The 24,817-nt window shown below is 65.8% G+C and carries 20 protein-coding genes; 11 read left to right on the top strand and 9 right to left on the bottom strand.

Annotation, left to right across the window (positions count from 1 at the left end):
• Position 1 precedes the first annotated feature (1 nt).
• Positions 2–619 carry a hypothetical protein gene (locus ACFPTO_RS04755; protein ID WP_377709832.1) on the top strand — a complete coding sequence of 206 codons (618 nt, stop codon included), beginning with the start codon at positions 2–4 and terminating at the stop codon, positions 617–619.
• Between the two features lie 4 nt (positions 620–623).
• Entirely contained in the window at positions 624–1,808 is a 1,185-nt protein-coding gene (locus ACFPTO_RS04750; protein WP_377709830.1) for a cystathionine beta-lyase, read from the top strand.
• Positions 1,809–1,888: 80 nt separating this feature from the next.
• Here the strand turns inward: ACFPTO_RS04750 and serB are convergent, their stop codons facing one another.
• The 3 genes from serB to ACFPTO_RS04735 form a co-directional block, all read right to left on the bottom strand.
• Positions 1,889–2,728 (bottom strand): phosphoserine phosphatase SerB, encoded by an 840-nt coding sequence (gene serB, locus ACFPTO_RS04745; RefSeq protein WP_377709828.1) that lies wholly within the window; start codon positions 2,726–2,728, stop codon positions 1,889–1,891.
• Between the two features lie 160 nt (positions 2,729–2,888).
• Positions 2,889–3,668, bottom strand: coding sequence for a hypothetical protein (locus ACFPTO_RS04740; protein ID WP_377709827.1), 780 nt, complete (start codon positions 3,666–3,668; stop codon positions 2,889–2,891).
• A gap of 24 nt (positions 3,669–3,692) precedes the next feature.
• On the bottom strand, positions 3,693–4,277 hold the full coding sequence (locus tag ACFPTO_RS04735; RefSeq protein WP_377709825.1) for a hypothetical protein: 585 nt from the start codon (positions 4,275–4,277) through the stop codon (positions 3,693–3,695).
• A gap of 569 nt (positions 4,278–4,846) precedes the next feature.
• Here ACFPTO_RS04735 and ligD point away from each other — a divergent pair.
• Positions 4,847–5,899 (top strand): non-homologous end-joining DNA ligase, encoded by a 1,053-nt coding sequence (ligD, locus tag ACFPTO_RS04730; protein WP_377709823.1) that lies wholly within the window; start codon positions 4,847–4,849, stop codon positions 5,897–5,899.
• Positions 5,900–6,287: 388 nt separating this feature from the next.
• Positions 6,288–6,848: a DUF6013 family protein gene (locus ACFPTO_RS04725; protein ID WP_377709821.1), complete on the top strand. Its 561-nt coding sequence runs from the start codon at positions 6,288–6,290 to the stop codon at positions 6,846–6,848.
• A 39-nt stretch (positions 6,849–6,887) separates the two neighbouring features.
• Here ACFPTO_RS04725 and ACFPTO_RS04720 read toward each other — a convergent pair whose 3' ends face one another.
• Positions 6,888–7,712 (bottom strand): ABC transporter permease, encoded by an 825-nt coding sequence (locus ACFPTO_RS04720; RefSeq protein ID WP_377709819.1) that lies wholly within the window; start codon positions 7,710–7,712, stop codon positions 6,888–6,890.
• Entirely contained in the window at positions 7,709–8,485 is a 777-nt protein-coding gene (locus ACFPTO_RS04715; RefSeq protein WP_377709817.1) for an ABC transporter ATP-binding protein, read from the bottom strand. Before ACFPTO_RS04715 ends, ACFPTO_RS04720 begins: the two co-directional genes overlap by 4 nt.
• A gap of 125 nt (positions 8,486–8,610) precedes the next feature.
• On the opposite strand from ACFPTO_RS04715, the gene ACFPTO_RS04710 reads away from it, so the two are divergent.
• Positions 8,611–11,076, top strand: a complete 2,466-nt coding sequence (locus ACFPTO_RS04710; RefSeq protein WP_377709816.1) for an AsmA family protein — start codon at positions 8,611–8,613, stop codon at positions 11,074–11,076.
• A gap of 100 nt (positions 11,077–11,176) precedes the next feature.
• On the opposite strand, the gene ACFPTO_RS04705 is transcribed toward ACFPTO_RS04710, so the two are convergent.
• The gene (locus tag ACFPTO_RS04705; protein ID WP_377709815.1) at positions 11,177–11,674 is read right to left on the bottom strand and encodes a hypothetical protein; all 498 of its coding nucleotides are present in this window, start codon (positions 11,672–11,674) and stop codon (positions 11,177–11,179) included.
• A gap of 439 nt (positions 11,675–12,113) precedes the next feature.
• On the opposite strand from ACFPTO_RS04705, the gene ACFPTO_RS04700 reads away from it, so the two are divergent.
• From ACFPTO_RS04700 to ACFPTO_RS04690, 3 genes are all read left to right on the top strand, one after another.
• A complete protein-coding gene (locus ACFPTO_RS04700; protein WP_377709814.1) occupies positions 12,114–13,724 on the top strand; it encodes a sensor histidine kinase in 1,611 nt (536 codons plus the stop codon).
• A 64-nt stretch (positions 13,725–13,788) separates the two neighbouring features.
• Positions 13,789–14,280, top strand: a complete 492-nt coding sequence (locus ACFPTO_RS04695; protein WP_377709813.1) for a response regulator — start codon at positions 13,789–13,791, stop codon at positions 14,278–14,280.
• A gap of 102 nt (positions 14,281–14,382) precedes the next feature.
• Positions 14,383–16,362, top strand: coding sequence for a hybrid sensor histidine kinase/response regulator (locus ACFPTO_RS04690; protein ID WP_377709811.1), 1,980 nt, complete (start codon positions 14,383–14,385; stop codon positions 16,360–16,362).
• Between the two features lie 136 nt (positions 16,363–16,498).
• Here ACFPTO_RS04690 and mscL read toward each other — a convergent pair whose 3' ends face one another.
• The 3 genes from mscL to mfd all read right to left on the bottom strand — a co-directional run bounded on the left by mscL (position 16,499) and on the right by mfd (position 22,022).
• Positions 16,499–16,945: a large conductance mechanosensitive channel protein MscL gene (mscL, locus tag ACFPTO_RS04685; protein WP_377709810.1), complete on the bottom strand. Its 447-nt coding sequence runs from the start codon at positions 16,943–16,945 to the stop codon at positions 16,499–16,501.
• Between the two features lie 215 nt (positions 16,946–17,160).
• Positions 17,161–18,171, bottom strand: coding sequence for a threonine/serine dehydratase (locus ACFPTO_RS04680; protein ID WP_377709808.1), 1,011 nt, complete (start codon positions 18,169–18,171; stop codon positions 17,161–17,163).
• 359 nt (positions 18,172–18,530) lie between these two features.
• Positions 18,531–22,022 (bottom strand): transcription-repair coupling factor, encoded by a 3,492-nt coding sequence (gene mfd, locus ACFPTO_RS04675; RefSeq protein ID WP_377709807.1) that lies wholly within the window; start codon positions 22,020–22,022, stop codon positions 18,531–18,533.
• 196 nt (positions 22,023–22,218) lie between these two features.
• On the opposite strand from mfd, the gene ispD reads away from it, so the two are divergent.
• The 3 genes from ispD (at position 22,219) to ACFPTO_RS04660 (ending at position 24,814) form a co-directional block, all read left to right on the top strand.
• Complete coding sequence (gene ispD / locus ACFPTO_RS04670; protein ID WP_377709806.1) at positions 22,219–22,932, top strand: 2-C-methyl-D-erythritol 4-phosphate cytidylyltransferase; 714 nt, start codon at positions 22,219–22,221, stop codon at positions 22,930–22,932.
• A 42-nt stretch (positions 22,933–22,974) separates the two neighbouring features.
• Positions 22,975–23,454 (top strand): 2-C-methyl-D-erythritol 2,4-cyclodiphosphate synthase, encoded by a 480-nt coding sequence (ispF, locus tag ACFPTO_RS04665; RefSeq protein ID WP_377709805.1) that lies wholly within the window; start codon positions 22,975–22,977, stop codon positions 23,452–23,454.
• A 196-nt stretch (positions 23,455–23,650) separates the two neighbouring features.
• A complete protein-coding gene (locus tag ACFPTO_RS04660) occupies positions 23,651–24,814 on the top strand; it encodes an acyltransferase family protein (protein ID WP_377709804.1) in 1,164 nt (387 codons plus the stop codon).
• The last annotated feature ends 3 nt before the right edge of the window (positions 24,815–24,817 follow it).

Below are 24,817 nucleotides of genomic sequence, written 5' to 3'. Positions count from 1 at the left end.
GATGGAAGTATCGACCTCAACACAACGGGTCGCCGCGTCGCGCGGCGTGATGCGGGCGGCGTGCGCGCTGGCAGCGCTCGCCCTCGCGCTGCCGCCCGGCGCACGCGCGCAGCAAGCCGCCGATGCGGCGAAGGAAACCGCCGCGCCGTCCGCGGCCTCTCAGCCGCTTAATCCGCTCAAGCCGCTCAAGCCGAACCCCGAGTTCGCGCATTTCACGCGTTACGCCGGCATGCTCGGCAAGCGCCAGATCGTGATGCGGCTCGGCCCGCAATCCGACGATCCAACCGGCGTGCACGGCGAGTATCAGTTCAGCGATACGGGCGAAGTGATCCTGATCGCGGGCGACCACGACGGCACCACGCTCGAAGCCGAGGAGTCGAACGACGGCACGCATATCACCGGCAACTGGGTCGGCACATTTGCCGCCGACGGCTCGATTTCGGGCGCGCGCATGGAAGTGGACGACTCGAACCAGACCGCCTTCGATCTGAAGCTGCTCACGGCCGGACAGCCGGTGCCGCCGCCATCCGCCGCGGCTGTGATGGAGCCGTCCGCAGAACCCGCAGCACAAGGCGGCCAGGCCGTGAACGGCGTCAGCAATCTCAAGACCGGCGAGTAACCCCATGAAGAAAAACGACACCAGCCGCGCGTTGCAGACGCGCATCGTCCATTCGCAAGACGAGATCACGCCGGGTTTCGAATCGTTCGCCGCGCCGGTTACGCGCGCTTCGACGGTGGTGTTTCCCGATCTCGCGACGGTGCGCGCGCTCGACTGGCGCGACGACTCGCAGTGGCGCTACGGCCTGCATGCAACGCCGACCTCGGCCATGCTGACCCAGCGCCTCGCGCAAATCGAAGGCGGCGACTACGCGCTCTTGCAGCCGTCGGGGTTGTCGGCGATCTCGAACGTCTACTTTGGGCTCGTGAAGGCGGGCGACGACGTGCTGATTCCCGATAACGTCTACTCGCCGAACCGCGAGCATGGCGACTGGCTCGCGCGCGACTTCGGCATCACGGTGCGCTACTACGATCCGCTGATCGGCGCGGGCATCGCCGATCTGATCCTGCCCGCCACGAAGCTGATCTGGCTGGAAGCGCCGGGCTCGGTGACGATGGAAGTGCCGGACGTGCGCGCGATCACGACCGCGGCCCGCGCGCGCAATGTGGTGACGGCAATCGACAACACGTATTCGGCCGGGCTCGCGTTCAAGCCGTTCGAACACGGCATCGACATTTCCGTTCAGGCGCTCACGAAGTATCAGTCGGGCGGCAGCGACGTGCTGATGGGCGCGACGATCACGAAGGACCACGCGCTGCATCTGAAGCTCAAGCAGGCGCGCATGCGGCTTGGCATCGGCGTGTCATCGGACGACTGTTCGCTCGTGCTGCGCGCGCTGCCCAGCATGAAGGCGCGTTTCGAAGCGCACGAAAAAAGCGCGTTCGCGCTTGCAAGCTGGCTCAAGACGCGCGGTGAGATTGCGGCGATGCTGCATCCGGCGTTTGAGGACTGTCCGGGCCACGCATCGTTCGTGCGCGATTTCACCGGCGCGGGCGGGCTCTTTTCGGTGGTGTTCGACGAACGCTATACGCCCGCGCAGATCGACTCGTTCTGTGAAGCGCTCGAACTGTTTGCGCTCGGCTGGAGTTGGGGCGGGTCGCACAGCCTCGTGATGCCGTATCACGTCACGTCGATGCGCACGGCTGCGAACTGGCCGCATCGCGGCACGCTGGTGCGTTTCTACGTGGGTCTCGAAGACGAAGCCGATTTGCGCGCCGATATCGAGCAGGCCTTGGCCACGCTCGCCTGAGCGCGGGCGAGCCGCAGCACCATGAAAAACAGCCGCTGTGCCTTGCGGGCGCAGCGGCTGTTTCATTGGCGGCGCGGCAATCAGAACAGCCGCAGCAATCCGTCGAGTCCGACGAAATTGAACGCGACGCTCGCCGCTTCGCGCACCACGGGCTTCGCGCGGAATGCCACCGAAAGGCCCGCTTCAGCCATCATCTTCAGATCGTTCGAGCCGTCGCCCATCGCGATGGCGCGGCGCGGCTCGATCCCGATTTGCGCGCAGGTTTCGACGAGCGTGCGCGCCTTCACATCGGCGTTGACGATCTCGCCGATCACGCGACCCGTCAGCTTTCCGTCGACGATCTCCAGCGTGTTCGCGCGCGTGTAGTCGAGTCCGAGCCGCTCCTTGAGGCGCTCCGTGAAGAACGTGAAGCCGCCGGAAACGAGCAGCGTCTTCAGGCCCGCTGCCTTCGCACCGGCGAGCATCTGCGCCGCGCCCGGCGACAGTTGCAGCCGCTCCTCATAGACGCGTTCCAGCGCGCTCGCGTCGAGCCCCTTCAGCAGCGCCACGCGCCGGGTCAGGCTCTCGTTGAAGTCCTTGATCTCGCCGCGCATCGACGCTTCGGTGATCGCCGCGACCTCGGCCTTCAGCCCGCAGAAGTCGGCGATTTCGTCGACGCACTCGATGGTGATCAACGTCGAGTCCATGTCCATGGCGACGAGACCGAAATCGGCGAGCCCGCGTCCTGCTTCGACGAACGCGTAATCCAGCTGGTGCGTGCCGCAATAGACGTCGAGATCGCCGCGTTGCGCGGGGACGGCGCCTTCGATGCGGATCGCGAATTCGTCGATTGGCGCGAGGCGGCTGCCGCGCGCGAGCGCGAGAAGCGGCTTGTGGTGAACGGCGGGCAGCGAGGCAGGACTCTGGATGACGAGATTCATGACGTGGGTGGGGAGCGGGCTGTGAACCGGGCTGTGAGCCGGGAAGGGCGCGGCAAATCGGAATATTGTAACTGCTCGCCGATCGGGCCCGGCGCACCCGCTGGCATGCGGCGCACGCCAGCGGCCATCTCACGTCAACAACGAGACAGAACCCACCGGGTCATTTCCCGTTGTACGCCTGCTGCGAAACCTGTTTCAGAATCTGGTTTGCCGCGCCGTAACTCTTGTTCATATAGATCTTCGAGAACGAATGCCCCATCACATCGGACAGCGGATGCCATCCCATCGAGAAGTTCTCCGGCAGCACCGTCTGTACCAATCGGAGGGCGCCGATTACGCCATCGGAGCTTGACGTCAGATAGCTTGAACCCGGCAACTGGTAGCCCGTCGCGCTGCCGACGTTCACCGCACTGATTGCTCCCTGTGCCTTGTCGGGCCCTGTCACAAGCAAGTTGATCTCGAAGTTCGCGTACAGCGAGCCCTGTGAATGGCCAATCAGCACGACCTTGCGCTTGTCTTTCAGATACCCGCGATACTTGCGCAGGTGATCAGGCAATTCCGGAACGTCGCTCTTTGCGAGGATGGCGATGTACTTCTTTTGCAGTTCCGCATTCATGCCGCTGGCCGGTAAGGAACCCCCGTCGATGGCACGCCAGAAATCGGCCGGACTCGATCCCTCCTTGGCCTTTTGCTTGAATACCGACTTGACATCGGTGAAGAATCCCTGGGTTGCGTTGTACGCATTGCCGTATACGTAGGCATTGTTCTTGTCACGCGCATTGAGTTGCTTCTTCACGATCTGCAGATTGGCCACTGCATCGTCGAATGTGTTGTTGATGCCATTGACGAACACGATTGCCGAACCGGGAGGCGTCGCGGATATCGCACTCAACGGGGCGAGCAATGCGCTCGCGAGCAGGACGGTGACGGGTGACTTCATGCGGAAATCTCCTTGGGTTTGCACTCAGTTGAGAAGAACGGATGGATCGAAGCGGCACGGCCTGGCTTGAGGATCGTCGAAAAACTGACCACCGGCCAACGACTGGAAACGCAGATAGGCAACCGTGTCGCTTTCGTCATCGAGCATGACCGCACGCGCGGCCTTGATTCGGTCGAGCATCTCCTGTTGATCGAGATTGACCTTGGCGAGTACATCCTCGCCTAGCGCGCAAGCGATGCCTTGCGCGATTTCATCGCCGGCACGTTTGGCATCCTGCGGATCTCGCACGTTATTGACCGCCTGGCTCCAGCCCTGGGCGATTTGCGTCAGCACCTGACGCGTCACGGCGGAGTTGGCGTATTCCTGGGCAAGATAGTTGTTGAACCGCTGTGGCAGCGGGCGCGCGGGTCGTAAAGACTGCATCATGCGATCCGTCGGCCCGGGATCGATACCGCTGTGTTTGATCGCAGGCCGGACAGGCACAGGAGTCGCGGAAGGCTCTGGTTTGTGCGCGATATCGCTGTCGGTATCGTCAGAAACGATCCATCGTGCTCCGAGGACGATCAACACTGCGATGGTCGCGCCGACGCCAGCTTTGAACTGCCACATATCAACTCCCGCGCAATGAGATTGCGTGTGACCGGCGGTTACGCATCGTCTGCGACATTGCCGGTCGCGCTCGCGATAAATGTTTGCACTGCTATATGACATGTACGGCTGCGGCCACTGTAAATGTTTGTCATGTCTTCGGAGTAACGGCCCGGTTTCACCGTTTTTCGATGGATTTGCACGCGTAATGCATAGCACTGCAAATTTATCTATCGGGGAGCGAAGGCGTGGCGATTCTCGGGCGGCGTGATGGGCCGGGACGGTTTCTAACGCATTTAGCGAGGGCGAAGAAAAGGATTGCCGCCCCGGTTCACGGGCTTGCGGCCACTGCGGTCTCGCCCGAACGATTCATGGCCTACCTTGCCGTCCCTTTTGTCGAGTGGCCCCATAACGGTCTGACCCTACGCGCACCTTGCTGGATTGAAAGCTCGCTTTAGTTGCACAATGAATATTCGCGCGGCGGCCCGACCGGGGTGGCCGTCGCGTGCCGTCAACCGTTCGCTGCGCGGCCCGTATCTTGCGATGGCGGATGCGTGAGCCGCGCGCCAATGCGCGCAAGGGGAACCGGTATGCAGGACGCTCACAAGAACCAACACACCACGCCCGCCCGAACGCCGCGCGGCGCGCGTTCCGAGGCTTCCGGCACGGCTGCGCCGGTTTCGCGCGCCGTGTCCGGCCGCCGCCCACCGCGCGCCGCCCGCCGCATCCCCGACACACCGGCCGACGCCGACATCGCGGGAATCTCCATCACGAGCGCAAGACGCGTCATCGACGCGTCGAGCGGCCTGCGCAAGATCGATGTCATTCGCTATTACGCGCGCGCGTCGCGCTGGCTGCTGCCGCATCTGCGCGAACGGCCGGTTTCGCTCGTACGCGCGCCGCGCGGTCTCGAAGGCGAGCTGTTCTTCCAGCGTCACAGCGCGCGCGCGCCGATCCCCGAACTTACGCAGCACGAAGGGCTCGACCCCGGCCATCCACCGCTTTTGACGATCGATTCGCTGGAGGCGCTGGTCGGGGCCGCGCAGATGGACACCATCGAACTGCACACGTGGAATGCGTGCGTGACGGACATCGAGCGGCCCGACCGCGTGGTGTTCGACCTCGATCCGGATCCGGCGCTCGGCTGGGATTGCATGATCGAGGCCGCCGACATGACCCGCGCGCTGTTGCAGACGCTGGGCCTCGAATCGTTCTGCAAGACGAGCGGCGGCAAGGGGCTGCATATCGTCGTGCCGCTCGCGCCCGAGACAGGCTGGGAAGACGTGAAGGCATTCGCGCGCGCGGTCGCGCAGCATCTGGCCGCGGACGTGCCGACGCGGATCACCGCGACGATGGGCCCCGAGCATCGCAGGAAGAAGATTTTCGTCGACTACCTGCGCAACGCGCGCGGTGCGAGCACGGTGGTGGCGTATGGCGTGCGGGCGCGGCCCGGGATGGGCGTGTCGGTGCCGATTGCGTGGGACGAGCTTGCGCAGACGAGCGGTGGCGCGCAATGGACGCTGCACAACATCGACGAGCGCCTGGCCACGCTCGATCGCGCCGATCCGTGGGCCGCGTATTTGGATGTGAAGCAGCAGGTCACCGCGGAGCTGACGATCGGGCTCGAAGAGAGCGACAGATAGCGTGCGTGGCGGTGCACGTCGTGCGGTTGCCGCGTTATTCGACCGCCGCATCCCAGTACGGCGGGCCGCGCGATTGGCAAGCTCGTGCTGAGCGGATTCTGAGGCGGGCGGCCCGGGGGGGCCGTGGGCGGGGCAGGGCCGCCTGCCCGGTTTGCCCAGCTCGCTCCGTTCGTTGCGCGCGCTTCGATTGGTCTGATAATTGCGCAACTAAAATCTGCAGCGTGGCAAGCGGGATAACACCTGGTCTGTAAAGTGCTTGTACTCGAAGCACGCGTCTGCGCGGCGCGCTAGACTAAAGGAACGGATCATCCGCTAACTATTTATCCGCTTCATACTGGCGCGCTTCCTTGACGGGCGGCGCGCGGCAGCACCCGTCAGGAGATAACGCATGCTACGCCGTCGCTCAAGCCGCGCCCACGCGGCACTCGCCTGTTTTGCCTTCGCCGTGTCGTGCACATTCGCATTGCCGGCGTTCGCGACCACACCCATCACGGTCACGTCCAAAGCTGCCACGGACGGGCCGATTCGCTACACGGTGAAGGTCACGTCGAAGCAATTCGGCAACTCATCGGAAACGCGCACGCTGCGCTCGGGCGACACCGACGACTTCACCTGGCGCACGACGCCGCCCGGCGGCGCAGTGGCCGCGCCGAAAGGCTGTCCCGATCTCGCGACGCTCCCGCTCGACGCGAACGGCGCCGTGGTGCGGCAGACGCAGCTGCGCCTCTCGCCGATCGTCGACGCGCACGGCACCGCGAACGTCCAGGTGAGCTTCCGCGCGCAGGCGCCGCACGGCACGCGCAGCGTGTCGAGCGGCGGGGCGACGCTCACGTGCCCCGACGTCAAATCGATTAGCCAGATCGTTCACTTCACGATGCCGACCAACGGCACGCCGAAGACGATCACGCTGAGCGACGGCACCCAGGTCACGATTTCCGCCCAGCGCTGAACGCGCCGCGGTTGGTGAGTTTTAGTCGCCTTATCTTGGCTAGGCAGCCCGCTTTTTCGCGCTCGCAGGACGCTCGACGAGCCGCGACGCGAGAAAGCGGTGCTCGGGCGAGAAAACGCGCCGGTACGCGAGCAGCACGGCGCCGACCGTGCCGAGCGCCGATGCCGCGGCGATCAGGAACATGATCACGATCTGGTAGCGCACGGCCTGCAGCGGCGACTGCCCCGCGAGCACCTGGCCCGTCATCATGCCGGGCAGGCTGACCACGCCGACGACGGCCATCTGGTTGAGCGTCGGGATCATGCCCGCGCGTACGGCCTCGCGCGCCGGAGCCTGTGCGGCTTCCCAGCGCGTTGCGCCGAGCGCGAGCGCGCTGTCCACGCGGTCGCGCCGCGCCGTGAGTTCCTGCGTCATGCGCTCGACGCCGAGCGACACGCCCGTAAGCGTATTGCCGAGAATCATGCCGAGGATCGGGATCGCATACTGCGGTTCGTACCAGGGCCGGATACGGATCACGGCGAACAGGCCCACCGCTGCGACGAGCCACGCACTGACCCAGATCGACACGACGCTATCGGCGCGCTGGCCTGCATACGTGCGCGCGCCGCGCTGTGAACCGGCGATGCCGGCGATCAGCGTCATCAGCGCCATGAGCGGCAGCACGACGTACCAGCGGGCGTACGAGAAGACCCAGCCCAGCACATAGCCGATTGCGAGCAACTGGACAACTGTGCGCGCGGCAGCCCAGGCGAGCTTGCGTTCGAGGTCGAGCTTGAGCAGGACCGATACCGCGCCGTTGACGAGCACGAGCAGCGCCGCGATGGCGACGTCGCCGAGGCCGAGGTTCTGGAGGACGGAATTCATCGCGAGGCTCCGGTGGCGGGAGCGGTCTGGACGCCGGGATGCGCGGCATCGGCCGATGCGGTGAGGACGCCGGCCTGCATGCCGAGCCTGCGGTTTGCAACGCGCGCGGCCTGGGCGAGATCGTGCGATACCCACACGGTTGCGCGTCGATCCGGATTGCGCCCGAACCAGCCGCCCACGAGCGCTTCGACCGCGCGCGCCGAATCGGGATCGAGCGAGGCGGTGGGCTCGTCGAGCAGGAGGACATCGGGATCGAGTTGCAGCACGCGCACGAGCGCGACGATCTGCGCCTCGCCACCCGACAGTTCCGACGCGGGCCGCGCGAGAAAATCCGCGCTGCGTCCGGCTGCGGAAAAGAGCTTCTCCGCGCACGCGGCGTCGAACTGGACGTCGCGATAGACCGCGAGCGAATACGGATAACGCAGGTTGTCCTCGACCGTGCCGTCGAGCAGTGCGGGCCGTTGCCGCAGATAGGCGATATGCCGGCGAAAACGCGGAATGCTCGTGCGTGCGACCGGCTCGCCGTTCCAGAGCACCATGCCCGCGTCGAGCGGATCGAGCAGCGCGAGCGCGCGCAGGAACACGCTCTTGCCCGAGCCGGACGGGCCGGTCAGCGCGGCGCGCTCGCCCGCGCACAGTGCGAAATCCGTCGGCTGCAGCAGCGTCAAAGCGCGCTGCGGGTCGTGTCGTGTAATCTGGCGGGCCTCGACGAGCAGCGTGCGATGAGCGCCGTCGCTTACGTCTGGCAGGCGGGAGTAAATCGGGCTTGTCATCGAATGATTGCAGACAAAACGTATAACGTGACGCAGCACGATGGCGAACGTCGGCGCAGGCGGGCAGGCACGTTCGCTGCTGCAGGAACGGTTGAAGAAAACAGCGGAAAAATCAGGGAGTGTGCATGATGTCACCGCAATCCGGGGCTCGCGGCGTCGGCCGCACGCTCGCCCGGATCTTCGCATGGCTTGTGTTGATTGTCGCGATCCTCGGCGCGGGGCTCGCAGTATTCATCCTCAATTTCGACTGGAATCATGCGAAGCCGTGGGTCAACGAGAAGGTCAGCGAGGCCATCGGGCGGCCGTTCGCGATCCAGGGCGATCTGAAGGTCGGCTGGCGCGCGCCGGTCGGCGAAACGGGCTGGCACGCGTGGGTGCCGTGGCCGCGCTTCTCGGCCACGCAAATCGCGGTGGCCAACCCCGCCTGGGCTCGCACGCCGCAGTTCGCGACGCTCGACGAAATCGATTTTGAGGTCATGGTCCTGCCGCTGCTCGTGCACGACATCGTGATCCCGGCCATCAATCTCGTGAATCCGTCGATCGACGCCGAGCGGCTCGCCGATGGCCGCAACAACTGGACGTTCAATCCGCCGCCGTCGAGCGGCCCGTCGACCTGGAAGCTCAATCTGCACAGCATCGCGTTCGCGAAGGGCATCGTTGCGCTCGACGATCAGCAGACGAAGACCGATGTGCAGGTCACCATCGATCTGCTCGGGCGCGGGATTCCGCTCGGCGAAGTCATGCGGCAGCAGGAAGAAGCGGCACGCAGCGAGTCGGCGAAGACGATCGGACGGGCGGGCGCGCGGCAGCTTGCGCAGCAGGCGCAAAAGCAGCAGGCGTCCGAAGCTGCGGCGGCGAGTGCGGCTGCAGCGAGCGCGGCTAGTGCCGCCAGTACGGCCAGTGCCGCCAGCGGTGCGAGCGCACCAGGCGTCGCGAATGCGGTCAACGCGGGCAATGCGGGTAAAGCAGGCAACGCGGCTACGAGTGCCGCCACTGCGTCCGGCGCCGCTCCGGCTTCCGCGGCTTCGGCGGGCGCCGCTGCTTCCGCCGCGTCCGCTGTCCCCGCGAAAGTTGCGGCCGAACCGTTCTACGCCATCGGCTGGACGCTCAAGGGCACGTACAAACAAGCGCCGATTTCGGGCACCGGCAAGCTCGGCGGCGTCCTCGCGCTGCAGGACGCGAAGCGCCCGTTCCCGTTGCAGGCGGACGTGCGCGCGGGCGACATGCATATCGCGCTCGTCGGCGCGCTCACGGATCCCACGCATCTGGCCGCCGTCGATTTGCGCCTGTGGCTGCGGGGCGAAAGCATGGCGCACCTCTACAACCTCACCGGCGTGACGCTGCCCGAAACGCCGCCTTACGCCACCGAAGGCCGCTTCGTCGGGCAATTCCATCCGGGTGCGAGCGAGTTTCGCTACGAGAACTTCACGGGCCGGGTGGGCGGCAGCGACCTGAACGGCACGCTCACCTACGTGCAGCGCGAATCGCGTCCGCTGCTGAAGGGCGAGCTGACGTCGAACCTGCTGCAGTTCTCCGATCTCGCGCCGATCATCGGCGCGGACAGCAAAGCGAGCAAGGCGAAGCGCGGCGACGTGGTGAAGCAGCCCGCCGGTCGCGTGTTGCCGGTCGAGCCGTTCCGCACTGACCGCTGGCGCGCCATCGACGCCGACGTTGCATTCACGGGCAAGCGCATCGTCAAACAGGGCAGCCTGCCGATCTCGGAGCTCTACGCGCACGTCGTGATGACCGATGGCGTGCTCTCGCTCGATCCGCTGCGCTTCGGCGTGGCGGGCGGCACGCTCGCCACGCGTCTCACGCTCGACGGCAGCGGTACGCCGCTCAAGGCGCGCGGCACGGCGCAGGCGCGGCATCTGAAGCTCAAACAGCTGTTCCCGAACTTCAAGACGATGCAGTCCGCGCTCGGCGAGGTGAACGGCGACGCATCGCTGTCGGCCACGGGCAACTCGCCCGCGTCGCTCGCGGCGACTTCGAACGGCGAAGTGAAGGGGCTCGTCACGCAGGGCACGATCAGCCGCCTGCTGATGGAGGCGGCTGGCCTGAATGTGGCGAACGTCGTCTACGAGAAGATGTTCGGCAACCGCGATGTGAATATCAACTGCGCCGCCGCCGATTTTGTCGCGACCGACGGCGTACTCAACCCGCGCGTGTTCGCACTCGACACCGGCGACGCCGTGATCGATATCGACGGCCCGATCGACCTGCGCGACGAATCGCTGGATCTGCGCATCCATCCGCATACGAAGGGTTTTCGCGTGTTCTCGCTGCGCTCGCCGCTGTACGTGAAGGGGACGTTCAAGAATCCTCGCGTCGGGGTGGATGCGGCGGCGCTCGCGCTGCGCGGCGGTGCGATGATCGGGCTTGGCATCATCAATCCGCTCGCTGCGTTCATTCCGCTGATTGCGCCCAGCAAGAATCAGCCGCTGCCGTGCGACGAACTTTTCGCGCAACTGCGCAAGCGTCCGATCGCGCCGCCGCCAGGGCAGAAGATGCATGCGAGCCCGGGCAATGCACTTCCGGCGGCGAGCCGCGCGGGCTCAGCCGGGACGAGTGGAAACAGCAGCAAGCGGTAACAGCGGCAACGGCGGCAACGCGCAGGGACATGCCGCGCCGCAGACGGGATGGTCGAGTCTCTACAAAGGAAGCTGACGCGCCCGTGGCGCGTCAGCGGATCTAGCGCAGCGAGCGCGGCGTGGCGTCGCCCGCCGCGTCCTGGCGGCGTGTCACGCGCCTCGAGACAGCGTCCGGGCGCCCCGCGCCGAACTCGGGGAGGATCCGGCTGCGCGCGCGGCTCGCGAACACGAGAAAGCCGAAGCCGTCCGCCTCGTACCAGTAGCCGCCGTTCTCCAGCCCTTCGATGGGCTGTTCGAGTGCATGCGCAATGAACTCGATGCAGCGGCGCCGCAATTCGCTCGTACCGGGATAAGGCGGCTGTGCGCCGCGCACGCTGCAGAGCAGGACATCGAGCCCCGGCAGGACATGCGCATAGAGCACCGGCTCGTCTTGCGCGCGTGCGCGTGCGATTTTGGTGTCGAGTTGACCGAACGGTTTGAAGTGGCTGAGTACGGCGAGAAACGATTCGTCGCCGTCAGCCTTGATGCGTTTACGCCTTTTCGGGAAGGACATAAAAACTCGCCTGAAAAAGGATTGCAAATAGCGCAGCTGTCCCATGCGACCACTCCCGGATTTGCGCGCCGCAGGTCGATCCTTTATAGCATAGGGTTCTGCAGGATTCACGAGGATTCGAACTCGGCCGAAACCCTCATTGCCTCCGCAAAAGCCATGCCGGACCGCTTGCCGCGCTCATGTAAGTATCCCGGCGCTCTCTTTGTTCCGCAGTTTTTTTGCCATCTCCGTCTCAATAATAGACCTGCATGCGCGCGCAGTGTGTCGAAATCGCCTTTAAAAAACGTGCGGTTCCAGACACTCCCGAAGCTGTGCCGCGTCCGTTGTCATCCAATAATTTCGCGCTGATAATGTCCCGGTTCTGGCGCGTGCGGCCATCCGGCGTCGCGAGGCCCGATGCGGGGTCCAATACGGTAAGTGCTGCGGCGCGCGCTGCGCCGCCCGGATCCGCACATTAGCCAGCCAGAAGCGCGCCACCCACGCCATGAAACTCTTCACGAAAGGGCTGCTGTTGATCGCGATTCCGAGCGTCATCGAACTGGCGCTGCTCGCGGTCGTGTTCAATACGCAGGAGGCCGCATCAGTCGCGGCGCGCAGCGCGCAGCGCAGCAAGCAGATCCTCTGGCAGGTATCGAGTCTCGTCGATCCGCTCCTGCGCGAATCGGCGCGCGTGCGAACGGGCATCGTGCTCGGCGATCCGTCTTTCATCGACCGCCATGCGGTCTGGACCGAATTTGCCGACCGCATCGCATTGCTCTCGCGCATGGTGGCCGACAACCCGGCGCAACTCGCGCGCGTCGATCACATGCGTGCAGCCGCCTACGCGTGGCGCGCGCAGGCAGCCGACGTCGCCGACGCATTGCGTGCGGGCCGCAGCATCGCATGGGCGCGCACGGCGGGCGCGGCGATGCCGCCCGAGATCGAGACCGTGCGCGACGAACTGAAGGAATTCATCGACGAGGAGACCCGGCTCGATGCGTTGCGCAGCGCCTCGTTGAGCATGACGCGCGCGCGTCAGCAGGCCGCGCTGATGGTCGCGGTGGCGGGCTCGATGCTGATCTGGGCCGTGACCGCCATCGTGTTCGCGCGCAACGTGGGCGTGCGGCTCGCTGCGCTTCGCGACAACGCGGAGCGGCTCGGCAACGGCGTGCGGCTTGCACCGGCGCTCTCGGGCAACGACGAAATCGCCGCGCTCGATGCCGTGCTGCATCATACGAGCGCGCGCCTGCGTCAAGCCGATCGCGAGCAGGCCGCGCTCAAGCTGCAACTCGAGGCGCGCGCGGCCGATCTCGCGGGCGCGAACGAACATCTGCGCCAGGAGACCCAGGACAACGAGATGTTCATCTACAGCGTGTCGCACGATCTGCGCTCGCCGCTCGTGAACCTGCAGGGCTTTTCGAAGGAGCTGCAGGTTTCGTGCGACGAACTGCGCACGCAGATCGAATCGGCCGGGCTGCCGGAAACGGAGCATCGCCCGATGACCGAACTGCTCGACGGCGAGGTCAACGAATCGCTGCAATTCCTGCGCCAGGCGGTGGCGCGCGCGGCGGCGATCATCGACGCGCTGTTGCGTATCTCGCGCGCGGGCCGGCTCGAATACCGCTGGCAGCGCGTGAACATGGGCAGGCTCGTCGAGCGCGCCCGCGTAGCGGCCGGGGCGCTGCCCGACACCGCGCGCATCGACACGCGGGAGCTGCCGCCCGCCTGGGGCGATCCGGGCGCGCTCGAACAGATCTTCAGCAACCTGATCTGCAACGCGGTGCGCCACCTCGATCCGGCGCGGCCTGGCCGCATCGAGATCGGCGCACTCGATGCCGCGGCGCAAGCCGGTAATGCGCCGCTGGGCGCGCGAGCGCACACACGAACCTACTATGTGCGCGACAATGGCGTGGGCATTCCGGCAGCCTACGTGCCGAAACTCTTTCACGCATTTCAGCGCCTGCACGGCGACGACTCCGGCGGGCCGGGCATCGGCCTCGCACTCGCACGCCGCATTGCCGAGCGCCATGGCGGACGGATCTGGGTGGAATCGACGGAAGGCGCGGGCTCGACATTCTTCGTCGATTTGCCCGTTCAGCCGCTGCGCGCTGCATGATTGCGAAGAAGCGGAGCGCACCCGGTGTGCGCGATCGAATGCCGGTATCCGTTGGAGGCATGACATGACAGACGGGGAACGGGTCAGCATCGTGTTGATCGAGGACGACGACGGCCACGCGACGCTCGTCGAGCGCAATTTGCGGCGCTCCGGCGTCTCCAACGGCTTCGTGCGCTTTTCGGACGGTCAGCAGGCGCTCGATTACTTCTTCGGGGCGCCCGGCGCCGAAGCGGGCCAGGCGCCTGGCGCGCCCGGCGTGCCGTCCCGCGACGATCTCGCGAATGTTGTCGTGTTGCTGGACCTGCGCATGCCGCGCGTCGACGGTTTCGAAGTGCTGCGCCGCCTGAAGGCCGATCCGGCCACGGCTTCCGTGCCGGTGATCGTGCTGACCACGACCGACGACCCGCGCGAAATCGAGCGTTGCTACGAACTGGGCTGTAACGTGTACATCACGAAACCGGTCGAATACGACGCCTTCATCGAAGCGGTGCGGCGGCTCGGGTTTTTCCTGCAGGTCGTGAAGCTGCCGGCCGCACACCGGTTTGCGCGACCGTGATGTGCGCCGCGATGTCCGCCCGTAAAGCGCGCGAATGAAGCGCATCGCACTCACTCCGATCATCCCGCAATGCACACCGTGGCCAGGAGGCACACTTCGCGCATGAATGACGACGGAACCCTGTTGGCAGGCGCGCATGTGCTGGTTGTCGACGACGACGACGGCATCTTGCGGCTTGCCCGCAAATCGCTTGCACGCGCGGGTGCGCGCGTCGACACCTGCACGAGCGTGGGCGAGGCGAGCGTGCTGCTCACCTCGCGCACGCCAGACGTGCTCGTGCTCGATTATCAGCTCGATGGCGCGGAGACCGGACTCGATTTTTTCCGCCGTCTGCGCGCGCAGAACGTGCGAGTGCCCGCGATCCTCGTGACTGGATTCACCGACGAGTCGCGCGTCATCGCAGCGTTGCGCGCGGGCGTCTCGGACGTCGTGCCGAAATCCGGCGATTATCTCGACTATCTGCCCGAGGCGGTCGCCCGTGTGCTGGCGCAGGTCGCGCTGCAGCGCGCCTCGGACGAATCGCTGCTGCTGCGCGACCGTGAGGAGCACTATCGCACGCTCTCGGAGGCGCTGCCGCACCTCGTGCTGACCTGCCGCGCCGACGGCACCTGTGACTTCCTCTCGAAACAGTGGCTCGAATACACCGGGTTCGATACGCGTCAGTCGCCGGGGCTCGAATGGCTCGACGCCGTCCATCACGAGGACCGCGAAGAGATCCGCCTCACGTGGCAGAAGGCCGTGGGCAGCGGCGCGACCGACTACCGGCACGAGCTGCGCATTCGCCGTCACGACGGCGCGTACCGCTGGTTCGACGTGCGTATCGTGGCGATGCGCGATCCGCGCGGCGGCGTGAACAAATGGTTCGGCAGTTGCACCGATGTGCATGCGCAACGCGAATCGGCGGAAGATCGCGAGCGTTTGCTCGCCTCTGAGCAGGCGGCGCGCCAGAACGCGGAGGAGGCGAACCGCGCGAAGGATCGCTTCCTCGCGATGCTTTCGCACGAGCTGCGCACGCCGCTTACGCCGGTGCTGGCCGGCACGCGGCTGCTCGAACAGATCGACGAGTTGCCGGAGGCCGCGCGCGCCGGCGTGCTGATGATCCGCCGCAACATCGAACTCGAAGCACGCCTGATCGACGATCTGCTCGACCTCACCCGCGTGGCGAACGGCAAGTTGAGCCTCGCGCTCGACACGGTCAGCGTGCACGAAGTGATCGACGCCGTGCTGGAGCTCTTTCACAGCGAGATCCAGGTGAAGCAGCAGGACGTGCATGTCGATCTGCGCGCCCGCCACCACTACGTGCGCGGCGACCGCGCCCGGCTGCAGCAGATGTTCTGGAATCTCGTGCGCAACGCGGCGAAATTCACGCCGGACGGCGGCCACATCTACGTGCGCACGCGCGACGAGCGCACACACGTCCAGATCGAAGTGGAGGACACGGGCATCGGCATTGCGGCCGAGCAGATCGGCAAGCTCTTTCATGCGTTCGAGCAGGGCAGCCACAACATGACGCGGCAGTTCGGCGGCCTCGGGCTCGGGCTCGCGGTGACGAAGGCGCTGACCGAGGCGCACGGCGGCACCGTGGCCGCGAGAAGTCCAGGCGCGCATTGCGGGGCGACGTTTACGATCGTGTTGCCGAGCGCGATGCCGGGGCCCGAAGTGACAACGCCGACGCGTCAGGCAGGGCCGCAACAGGCGGGCGTGCTCAACGTGCTGCTGATCGAGGACCACGAGGACACGGCCGAAGTGATGTCGCAACTGATCCGCGGACTCGGGCACGCGGTGGCCGTAGCGGGGAGCGTGGCCGACGCATTGGCGTTCGCGGGCCGCACGCGTTTCGATCTTGTGGTGAGCGACATCGGCCTGCCGGACGGCACGGGCGTCGACTTCATTCACGCGTTCCGCGAGATTTCAGACGCGCCCGCGATTGCGCTTACGGGCTTCGGCACCGACGACGACGTGCGGCGCTGCCTCGATGCAGGTTTTACGGCGCATCTCACGAAGCCGGTCAACTTCGATCAGCTCGAACGCCTGATCGAGCAGACGAATGCAACGCGCGCGATGGCGCCGCCCGAATCCTGAATGCGCCGGTGGTGCGTCGCGTGTGCGTCGCATGCGTGCCGCTTTCACGCCGCACATTGTGTGCGAGCGCAACAAAAAACCCGTGCGGCGTTGACGCCTGCACGGGTTCTTTTTTTGCGGCCCTCGCCGGACGGCTTCAGCGCGGATTGTCCTTCAGCGAATCGCGGATCTCGCGCAGCAGCAGCACGTCCTCGGGCGTGGGCGGCGGCGCGGCGGGCGCGGCTTCATCCGGCCTGCGCAGCTTGTTGATGAACTTCACCATCAGAAAGATGATGAACGCGAGGATGATGAAGTTGATCAGCACGGTGATGAACGAGCCGAAGCCGAAGACGGCCACGCCTGCCGTCTGCAGATCCTTGTACGAATCCGGATTGCCCTTGTAGCTCGCGGGAATGTCGCCGAGCCGGATGAACTTGTTCGAGAAGTCGAGGCCGCCGGTGACCACGCCGATGACCGGCATGATGAGATCCTTCACGACCGAATTGACGATATTCGAGAAGGCCCCGCCGATGATCACGCCGACAGCGAGATCCATGACATTGCCTTTGACGGCAAACTCCTTGAATTCTTTGACGATGCTCATGGGCAGGCTCTCCGGGGAAGGGACGGAACACGGCGATTCAATGCGCAATGATAGCGAACGCGTCCCTGATGCGATAGATATTTGACAATGCCTGACCTTTCACTGCTTGTGCATCAGATTTATATGCGTTATTCGCGCTTTTGCGTCCTGAGCGCGCCTATGCGTCCCGAATGCACCCGTGCGTCGCAAGACTCCTCGATTCGCCTCGATTCGTTTCAAGGCGCCCGCGCCAGATGGCCGCTGAGGGTCGCCGGGTCGGTGTTGGTCCCACACAGCAGGATGCCGACGCGCTTGCCTCGCACGGCATCGCGCAACGGGCCGAGCAGGCCCGCCGTGGCCGTCGCGCAAGCGGGCTCGACCGCGAGCTTCAGCTCGTCGAAGAGCACGCGCATCGAGGCGCGCAGGTCGTCGTCGGAGACGGTGACGATGCGGTCGACGTGACGGCGGCACAGCTCGTAGCTGTACTGCTCGGTGTGCGGCGCCATCAGCGAGTCCGCGATCGAATGCATGTGGCTGATGTGCACCGTGTGGTTCGCGGCGAAGCTGCGGCTCATCGCGTCGGCGGTTTCGGGCTCGACGCCGTAGATGTGCACGCGCGGATTGGCGAGCCGCAGCGCGAGCGAGACGCCCGCGGCGAGGCCGCCGCCGCCGATCGGCAGGATCACGGCGTCGAGATCGGGCGCCTGGGTCGCCCATTCGTAGCCGAGCGTCGCCGTGCCGAGCACCGTGCGGTAGCCGTTGAACGGATGCACGAAGTAGCGGCCTTCCTCGGCTTCCACGCGCCGCACGATGTCGAAGGCTTCAGCGCTGCTGTTCGCCACCAGGATTTCGGCGCCGAAGCGCCGGCATTGCGCGATGCGCGCGGCGCTCGCGGTACGAAAGAGCACGACCTTCGCGCTGATGCCGAGCCGCATCGCAGCATACGACACGGCAATCGCGTGATTGCCGCCCGAGACACAGGTGACGCCCGCGCTACGCTGGGTGGCGTCGAGCGCGAGCAGATGCGTGAACGCCCCGCGCACCTTGAAGCTGCCGCTCGCCTGCAGCAGCTCGAACTTGAAGTTGATCAGCGTGCCTTCCAGCAAGAAAAAGTCGTGGCGGTCGAACACCGGCGTGCGCAGCACCCACGGCGTAAGCGTGAAGTGCTGCGAGGCGATGTCGTCGAGTGAGGGGATTGCTTCGCCGTCGATCGTGCGATCGGTCGGTAACGGTATGCCTGTGGACATGGCGCGTGAGGAGTGGTGGGTGCCGCGTTACTGCGGCTGCGCTTCGCGGGACAGGCCGGGCAAGCGCTTGCGCAGGCAGCGTTCGCGTGGGGCGAGTGGGGCGGGCGAGATGGATGAAACAGCGAAAAAAGCCGCGAAAGGAGGGGGGTGCTGCGGGGCTTGCGCCGATTCGGCGGCGACGGACATGACGTGACTCCAGCGGGCTGGTGATGCCAATCTTACCTAAAAAGGATCGCCCAGGCCAAAGCCGCGGGCGCACACGGCTCTGCGCTGCGGTAAGAAAAGCCGAACGATCTGCGTGAGCGCGTTTGTGCGGCGCACACAAAGCCACCCGCGAGCCACCCGCGCGCGCTGCACGGTCAGCGGCGCGCTGCGCCTGCCTCCTGGCGCGCCGCCGCCCGGGCGGGCGCGCCGAGCGCGCGCAGCGTTTCCTTGACTGTTGCCACGCGCACCGCGAGATCCGGGCTGCGCGTTTCGATGCGCAGCTTGTCCTGCCCCGCGAGCTTGATGTGCTTGTGCTTCTGCACCATCTCGATGATCCGCATCGCGTCGATGGGCGGATTCGGCACGAACTGCAGGCCGATCACCGCCTCGCCCGCGTCGATCTTCGTGATGCCGAGCGGCTTCGCAGCGAGCCGCAGCCGGTGCGTTTCGATGAGCGCGTGCGCCTGCGGCGGCATTTTGCCGAAGCGGTCGATCAGCTCTTCCTGGATGCCGTCGATGGAATCGTCGTGTTCGCAGTTCGCGAGCCGCTTGTAGAGCGACAGGCGTTCCTGCACGTCGCCGCAATAGTCGGCGGGCAGGATGGCGGGCGCGTGCAGGTTGATCTCGGTCGTCGCGGCGAGCGGCGCGGTCAGATCCGGTTCGCGGCCTTCCTTGAGCGCCTTCACCGCGTCGTTGAGCATGTCGGTGTAAAGCTGGAAGCCGATTTCCTGAATCTCGCCCGACTGTTTGTCGCCGAGCACTTCGCCCGTGCCGCGAATTTCGAGGTCGTGCATCGCGAGATAGAAACCCGAGCCGAGTTCCTCCATCTGCTGGATCGCTTCGAGACGCCGCTGCGCCTGTTTCGTGAGGCCCTGCGGATCGTGCACGAGGAGGTAGGCATACGCCTGGTGATGCGAGCGGCCCACGCGCCCGCGCAACTGGTGCAATTGCGCGAGGCCGAACTTGTCGGAGCGGTGGATCAGGATGGTGTTCGAAGTCGGCACGTCGATGCCGGTCTCGATGATCGTCGTGCACAGCAGCACGTTCGCGCGCTGGGCGACGAAGTCGCGCATGACCGCTTCGAGTTCGCGCTCGTGCATCTGGCCGTGCGCGACCGTGATGCGCGCCTCGGGCACGAGTGCTTCGAGCATCGCGCGGCGGTTCTCGATCGTCTCGACTTCGTTGTGCAGGAAGTACACCTGGCCGCCGCGCTTCAGTTCGCGCAGCATGGCTTCGCGAATCACGCTGTCTTCCTCGCGGCGCACGAAGGTCTTGATCGCGAGCCGCTTTTGCGGCGCCGTGGCGATCACCGAAAAATCGCGCAGCCCTTCGAGCGCCATGCCGAGCGTGCGCGGGATCGGCGTCGCGGTCAGCGTGAGCACGTCGACTTCCGCGCGCAGCGCCTTCAGCGCTTCCTTCTGGCGCACGCCGAAGCGGTGTTCCTCGTCGATGATCACGAGCCCGAGCCGCTTGAACTGCACGTCCGACGAAAGCAGCTTGTGCGTGCCGATCACGATGTCGACGCTGCCGTCGTTGATCTGCTGGATCGCCGTGTTCACTTCCTTGCCGGTCTTGAAGCGCGAAAGCTCGGCGATGCGTACGGGCCAGTCGGCGAAACGGTCGGTGAAGGTCTGGGTGTGCTGCTCGGCGAGCAGCGTGGTGGGCGAGAGGATCGCCACCTGCTTGCCGCCCATCACGGCGATGAAGGCCGCGCGCAGCGCCACCTCGGTCTTGCCGAAGCCCACGTCGCCGCACACGAGGCGGTCCATGGGCTTGCCGCTCGTCATGTCGCCGATCACGGCTGCGATGGCCGCCGCCTGGTCGGGCGTTTCCTCGAAGCCGAAGCTCTCGGCGAACTTCACGTAGTCGCGCGGTTCGAGCTTGAACGCGTGGCCCTCGCGGGCGGCGCGCCGAGCGTAGAGGTTCAGCAGTTCGGCGGCGGTGTCGCGGATCTGCTGCGCAGCCTTGCGGCGGGCCTTTTCCCACTGGCCCGAGCCGAGTGCGTGCAGCGGCGCGTTATCCGGATCGGCGCCGCTGTAGCGCGAAATCACGTGCAGTTGCGACACAGGCACGTAAAGCTTGCTGCCGCTCGCGTATTCGAGGTGCAGGAATTCCGTATCCCCTTCGCCGAGATCCATCGTCACGAGACCGTGATAGCGGCCGATGCCGTGCTGCGTGTGCACGACCGGATCGCCTACCTTCAGCTCGGAGAGGTCGCGCACCATCGAATCGACGTTGCTCGCCTGTTCCTGGCGCCGACGTCCGGCGCGGCGCGCGAGCGGCCCGTACAACTCGGATTCGGTGACGATGGCGAGCCCTTCGCTCGCCAGCGCGAAACCGGCCGAGAGCGGCGCGACGCCCAGCACGAAGCGCTCGTCGGAGGTGAGCCAATCCTCGAAACTGTCCGCCGAGGCGGGCCGCAGATGGTTCTCCGCGAGCAGCTGCGCGATCGTCTCGCGGCGTCCCGCGGATTCCACCGCGAACAGCACGCGGTTTTTCGTCGCGTCGAGATAGCCGCGCAGGGCGGCGAGCGGATCGTCGGCGTGGCGGTCGATCGCGAGGTTCGGCAGCGCGTTCGCCCAGCCGCCCGCACTGGCCGACGGCAGCGCGAGGCGCGCGAACGGCTTGGCGAGCGTGAAGAAATCGTCCTCGGTGAGGAAGAGGCGCTGCGGCTCCAGAATCGGCCGTTCGCGGTCGTGCGACAGGAAGTTGTAGCGCTGCTTCGTATCGGCGCAGAAGCGGCGGATCGAAGCGTCCAGATCGCCCGAAAACACGAGCTGCGCGTTGGCGGGCAGATAGTGGAACAGCGTCGCGGTCTCTTCGAAGAAGAGCGGCAGGTAATACTCGATGCCCGCCGACGGCAGACCGTTGCCGATGTCCTTGTAGATCGTCGCGCGGCTCGGGTCGCCTTCGAACACTTCGCGCCAGCGGCTGCGAAATGCGGTGCGCGAGGCCTCGTCGAACGGGAACTCGCGGCCCGGCAACATCCGCACGTCCTTCACCGGATAGAGGCTGCGCTGGCTGTCCGGATCGAAGGCGCGGATCGAATCGACCTGGTCGTCGAACAGGTCGAGACGGTACGGCAGCGGCGAACCCATCGGGAAGAGGTCGATCAGCGAGCCGCGCACGCAGTATTCGCCGGGGCGCACGACCTGGCTCACGTGCTCGTAGCCGGCCAGCGTCAATTGCGATTTGAGCCTGGCCTCGTCGAGCCGCTCGCCCTGCGCGAACGAGAACGTATAGCCCGCGAGGAACGACGCGGGCGGCATGCGGTAGAGCGCGGTCGTGGCCGGGACGAGCAGGATGTCGCAGCGGTTTTCGCCCAGATCGTGCAGCGTGGCGAGCCGCTCGGAGACGAGATCCTGGTGCGGCGAAAACGTGTCGTAAGGCAGCGTTTCCCAGTCGGGCAGGAGGCGCACGCGCGCCTCGGGCGCGAAGAACGGGATTTCCTGGGCGAGCCGCTGCGCGTCGACGGCGCTTGCGCAGATCACGGCGACGAGCGGGGCGCTTGCGCGCGACGCTTCGCGGTACCGGGCGATCAGGAGCGCATCGGACGAACCGTGCGTGCCGTCGAAGGCATAGCGCTGCCCCGGCTTGACGAGAGCAACGGGGGACGGAGACTGCGACGAAGCGGCGATATCGGACATAGGCAACAGGGTAACGTCTACGGCGGCCCGGACGTGAGTGCCGGTGACAGCCTCGGGGTGCGCAACCAGTGACTCCGCCCGGCGGGTGTGAACGTGCGCCGGGTGAGGCACGGGCTTTTGCGGGCGTTGGCCGTGCGGGCAAAGGACCTATTATAAAATCCGTCCTTTAATTTGACCCACGCCGATTGCACCCACCGTGACCCCACGCCTGTTTGCCCTGATCCCATGCGCCGGTACCGGCAGCCGCTCCGGCTCGGCCATGCCGAAGCAGTATCGAATGGTCGCCGGCCGCGACCTCCTGCACTATACGCTTGCCGCGTTCGACGCCTGTGGCGAATTCGCGCAGACGCTCGTCGTGCTGGCGCCTGACGACAACTACTTCGACGCGCGCCGCTTCGGCGGCCTGCGCTTCGCCGTGCGCCGCTGCGGCGGTGCTTCCCGCCAGGCGTCGGTCTTCAACGGTCTGGCCGCGCTGGCCGAGTTCGGCGCGCACGACGACGACTGGGTGCTCGTGCACGATGCCGCGCGCCCCGGCATCACGCCCGCGCTGATCCGCTCGCTCGTGGATGCGCTGAAGGACGACGACGTGGGCGGCATCATGGCGCTGCCGGTCGCCGACACGCTCAAGCGCGTGGCGCCTGGCGGCCCCGCGCCGCGCATCGCCCGCACCGAAGCGCGCGACGGACTCTGGCAGGCGCAGACGCCGCAGATGTTCCGCATCGGCATGCTGCGCGCGGCCATCGAGCGCGCGCAGCAGGACGGCCACGACCTCACCGACGAGGCGAGCGCAATCGAATGGCTCGGCCATTCGCCGCGTCTCGTGCAGGGCAGCCTGCGCAACTTCAAGGTGACGTACCCCGAAGACTTCGCGCTTGCCGAAGCGATTCTCAGCCAGCCGCCCGCGGCCTGAGCGTTGCATCGCGCGCCCGACAACCCAACCCGGAAATTTCCCATGGACATCAGAATCGGACAAGGCTACGACGTGCACGCGCTTGTGCCCGGACGCCCGCTCGTTATCGGCGGCGTAACGGTGCCGTATGAGCGCGGGCTGCTCGGCCACTCGGATGCCGACGTGCTCCTGCACGCGATCACCGACGCGCTGTTCGGCGCGGCCTCGCTCGGCGACATCGGCCGCCATTTTCCCGACACCGACAAAACCTTTTACGGGGCCAATAGCCGCGTGTTGCTGCGCGAGTGCCTGCGCCGCGTCGAGGAGGCGGGTTTTGCGCTCGTCAATGTCGACAGCACGGTCATCGCGCAGGCGCCGAAGCTCGCGCCGCACATCGAAGCCATGCGCACGAATATCGCGCAGGACCTGAAGCTGCCGCTCGATCGCGTGAACGTGAAGGCCAAGACCAACGAAAAACTCGGCTATCTGGGCCGGGGCGAGGGCATCGAAGCGCAAGCCGCCGTGCTGCTCACGCGCGCTTAAGGTACATAAAGCGGTTCGTAAAGAAGTACGTAAAGCGGTTCGTAAAGTAAATTGCGGCCGGTGCGGCGCAAGCCTCGTACCTGTACCCACGAACGGGCGATGATTGCATCTGCAATCATCGCCCGTGCTTTTCTTGCCGATAAATTTCTGTTTATTTCTGCCGATACTGGGCTCTTGTCGAGACTCGGGAAGGGCAATGACGGCGAACGAAAGGCATGTGAAAGGCCTCGATGGCCTGCGGGCGCTTGCGGTGGTGCTCGTGTTTCTCGCGCACAAGGCCCACGTGGAGGCAGTCGACGTAGGCAAGCTCGGCGTGTGGCTGTTCTTTTTGATCAGCGGTTATCTGATCGTCGGCGAACTGCATCGCAACCGTCTGCGCATCGAGCAGCACACGGCGCGCAGAGACGCCGTGCTCTACGTGTTCTTCATCAAGCGCGCACTGCGCATCGTGCCGGTCTACTATCTGCTGCTGATCGCGCTGACCATCGCGCATGCGCTGTTTTATCAGCGTGAGGTCGAGCTGGGCCTCGCATGGCATTTCGCATTCCTTTCAAATTACTGGATCGGGGTGGTTCACGATAGATGGCCGGGCACCGTTTCGCATTTCTGGAGTCTCGCGGTCGAGCAGCAGTTCTATTTCGCCGCGCCGTTCGCGCTGCTGTTCTCGCGTGCATCCCGGCATCTCGCGATATGCGCGGCGGCGATTGGCTGCGCCGCGCTGATCCATCTCGCGCTCTACCTGCATGGGGCGAGCGCGCCGCTCGTCTATGCATTCTCACCGTGGAATTTCGCGCTGATTGCGCTCGGCGGTGCGGTGGCGATCGTCGGCGCGCGCGCGCCTGTGGGGAACGGCAGTGTGAGCGCATGGTGGCTCGCGGCCGGTTTTGCGAGTCTCGCCGCATTCGCGGTGGGCCGCGCGGATTGCGCAGCGTGCGTCGCACAGCAGCGTGCCGTGCTGCCGGGACTGCTCGATATCGGCCTCGCGCTCTCGTTGTGCGCCGTGTTCGTGTGGATCGTGCGCAGCCAGGGCAATGCACTCGTCGCCGCGCTCGACGCGCGTCCGCTTGCTTACCTCGGCACCATCAGCTACGGCTTCTATCTCTTTCACAATCTTGTGCCGTCGAAACTGGGCGAAGATCCCGCGCTCTACACGAGGCTCGGCTTGCCGCCTGCCGCCGATGCCGTCGTGCCGCTCGTGCTGCCGCTTGTGCTGCAATTCGCACTGGCGTTCGTGCTTGCGCTGCTGTCGTGGCAACTGCTCGAAAAGCGGGTGCTGGAGAAAAAGCGCGCGCTCCAGGCCGCGATCGATCAGTGGCTGCCGGTGCACGCCGAGGCGGAGTCCGCGCGCTTGCGCGCCTAGGGC

It is taken from the genome of Paraburkholderia denitrificans (genome assembly GCF_042655705.1).
GTDB lineage: Bacteria > Pseudomonadota > Gammaproteobacteria > Burkholderiales > Burkholderiaceae > Paraburkholderia > Paraburkholderia denitrificans.
This window is presented reverse-complemented; position numbering and strand designations above follow the sequence as displayed.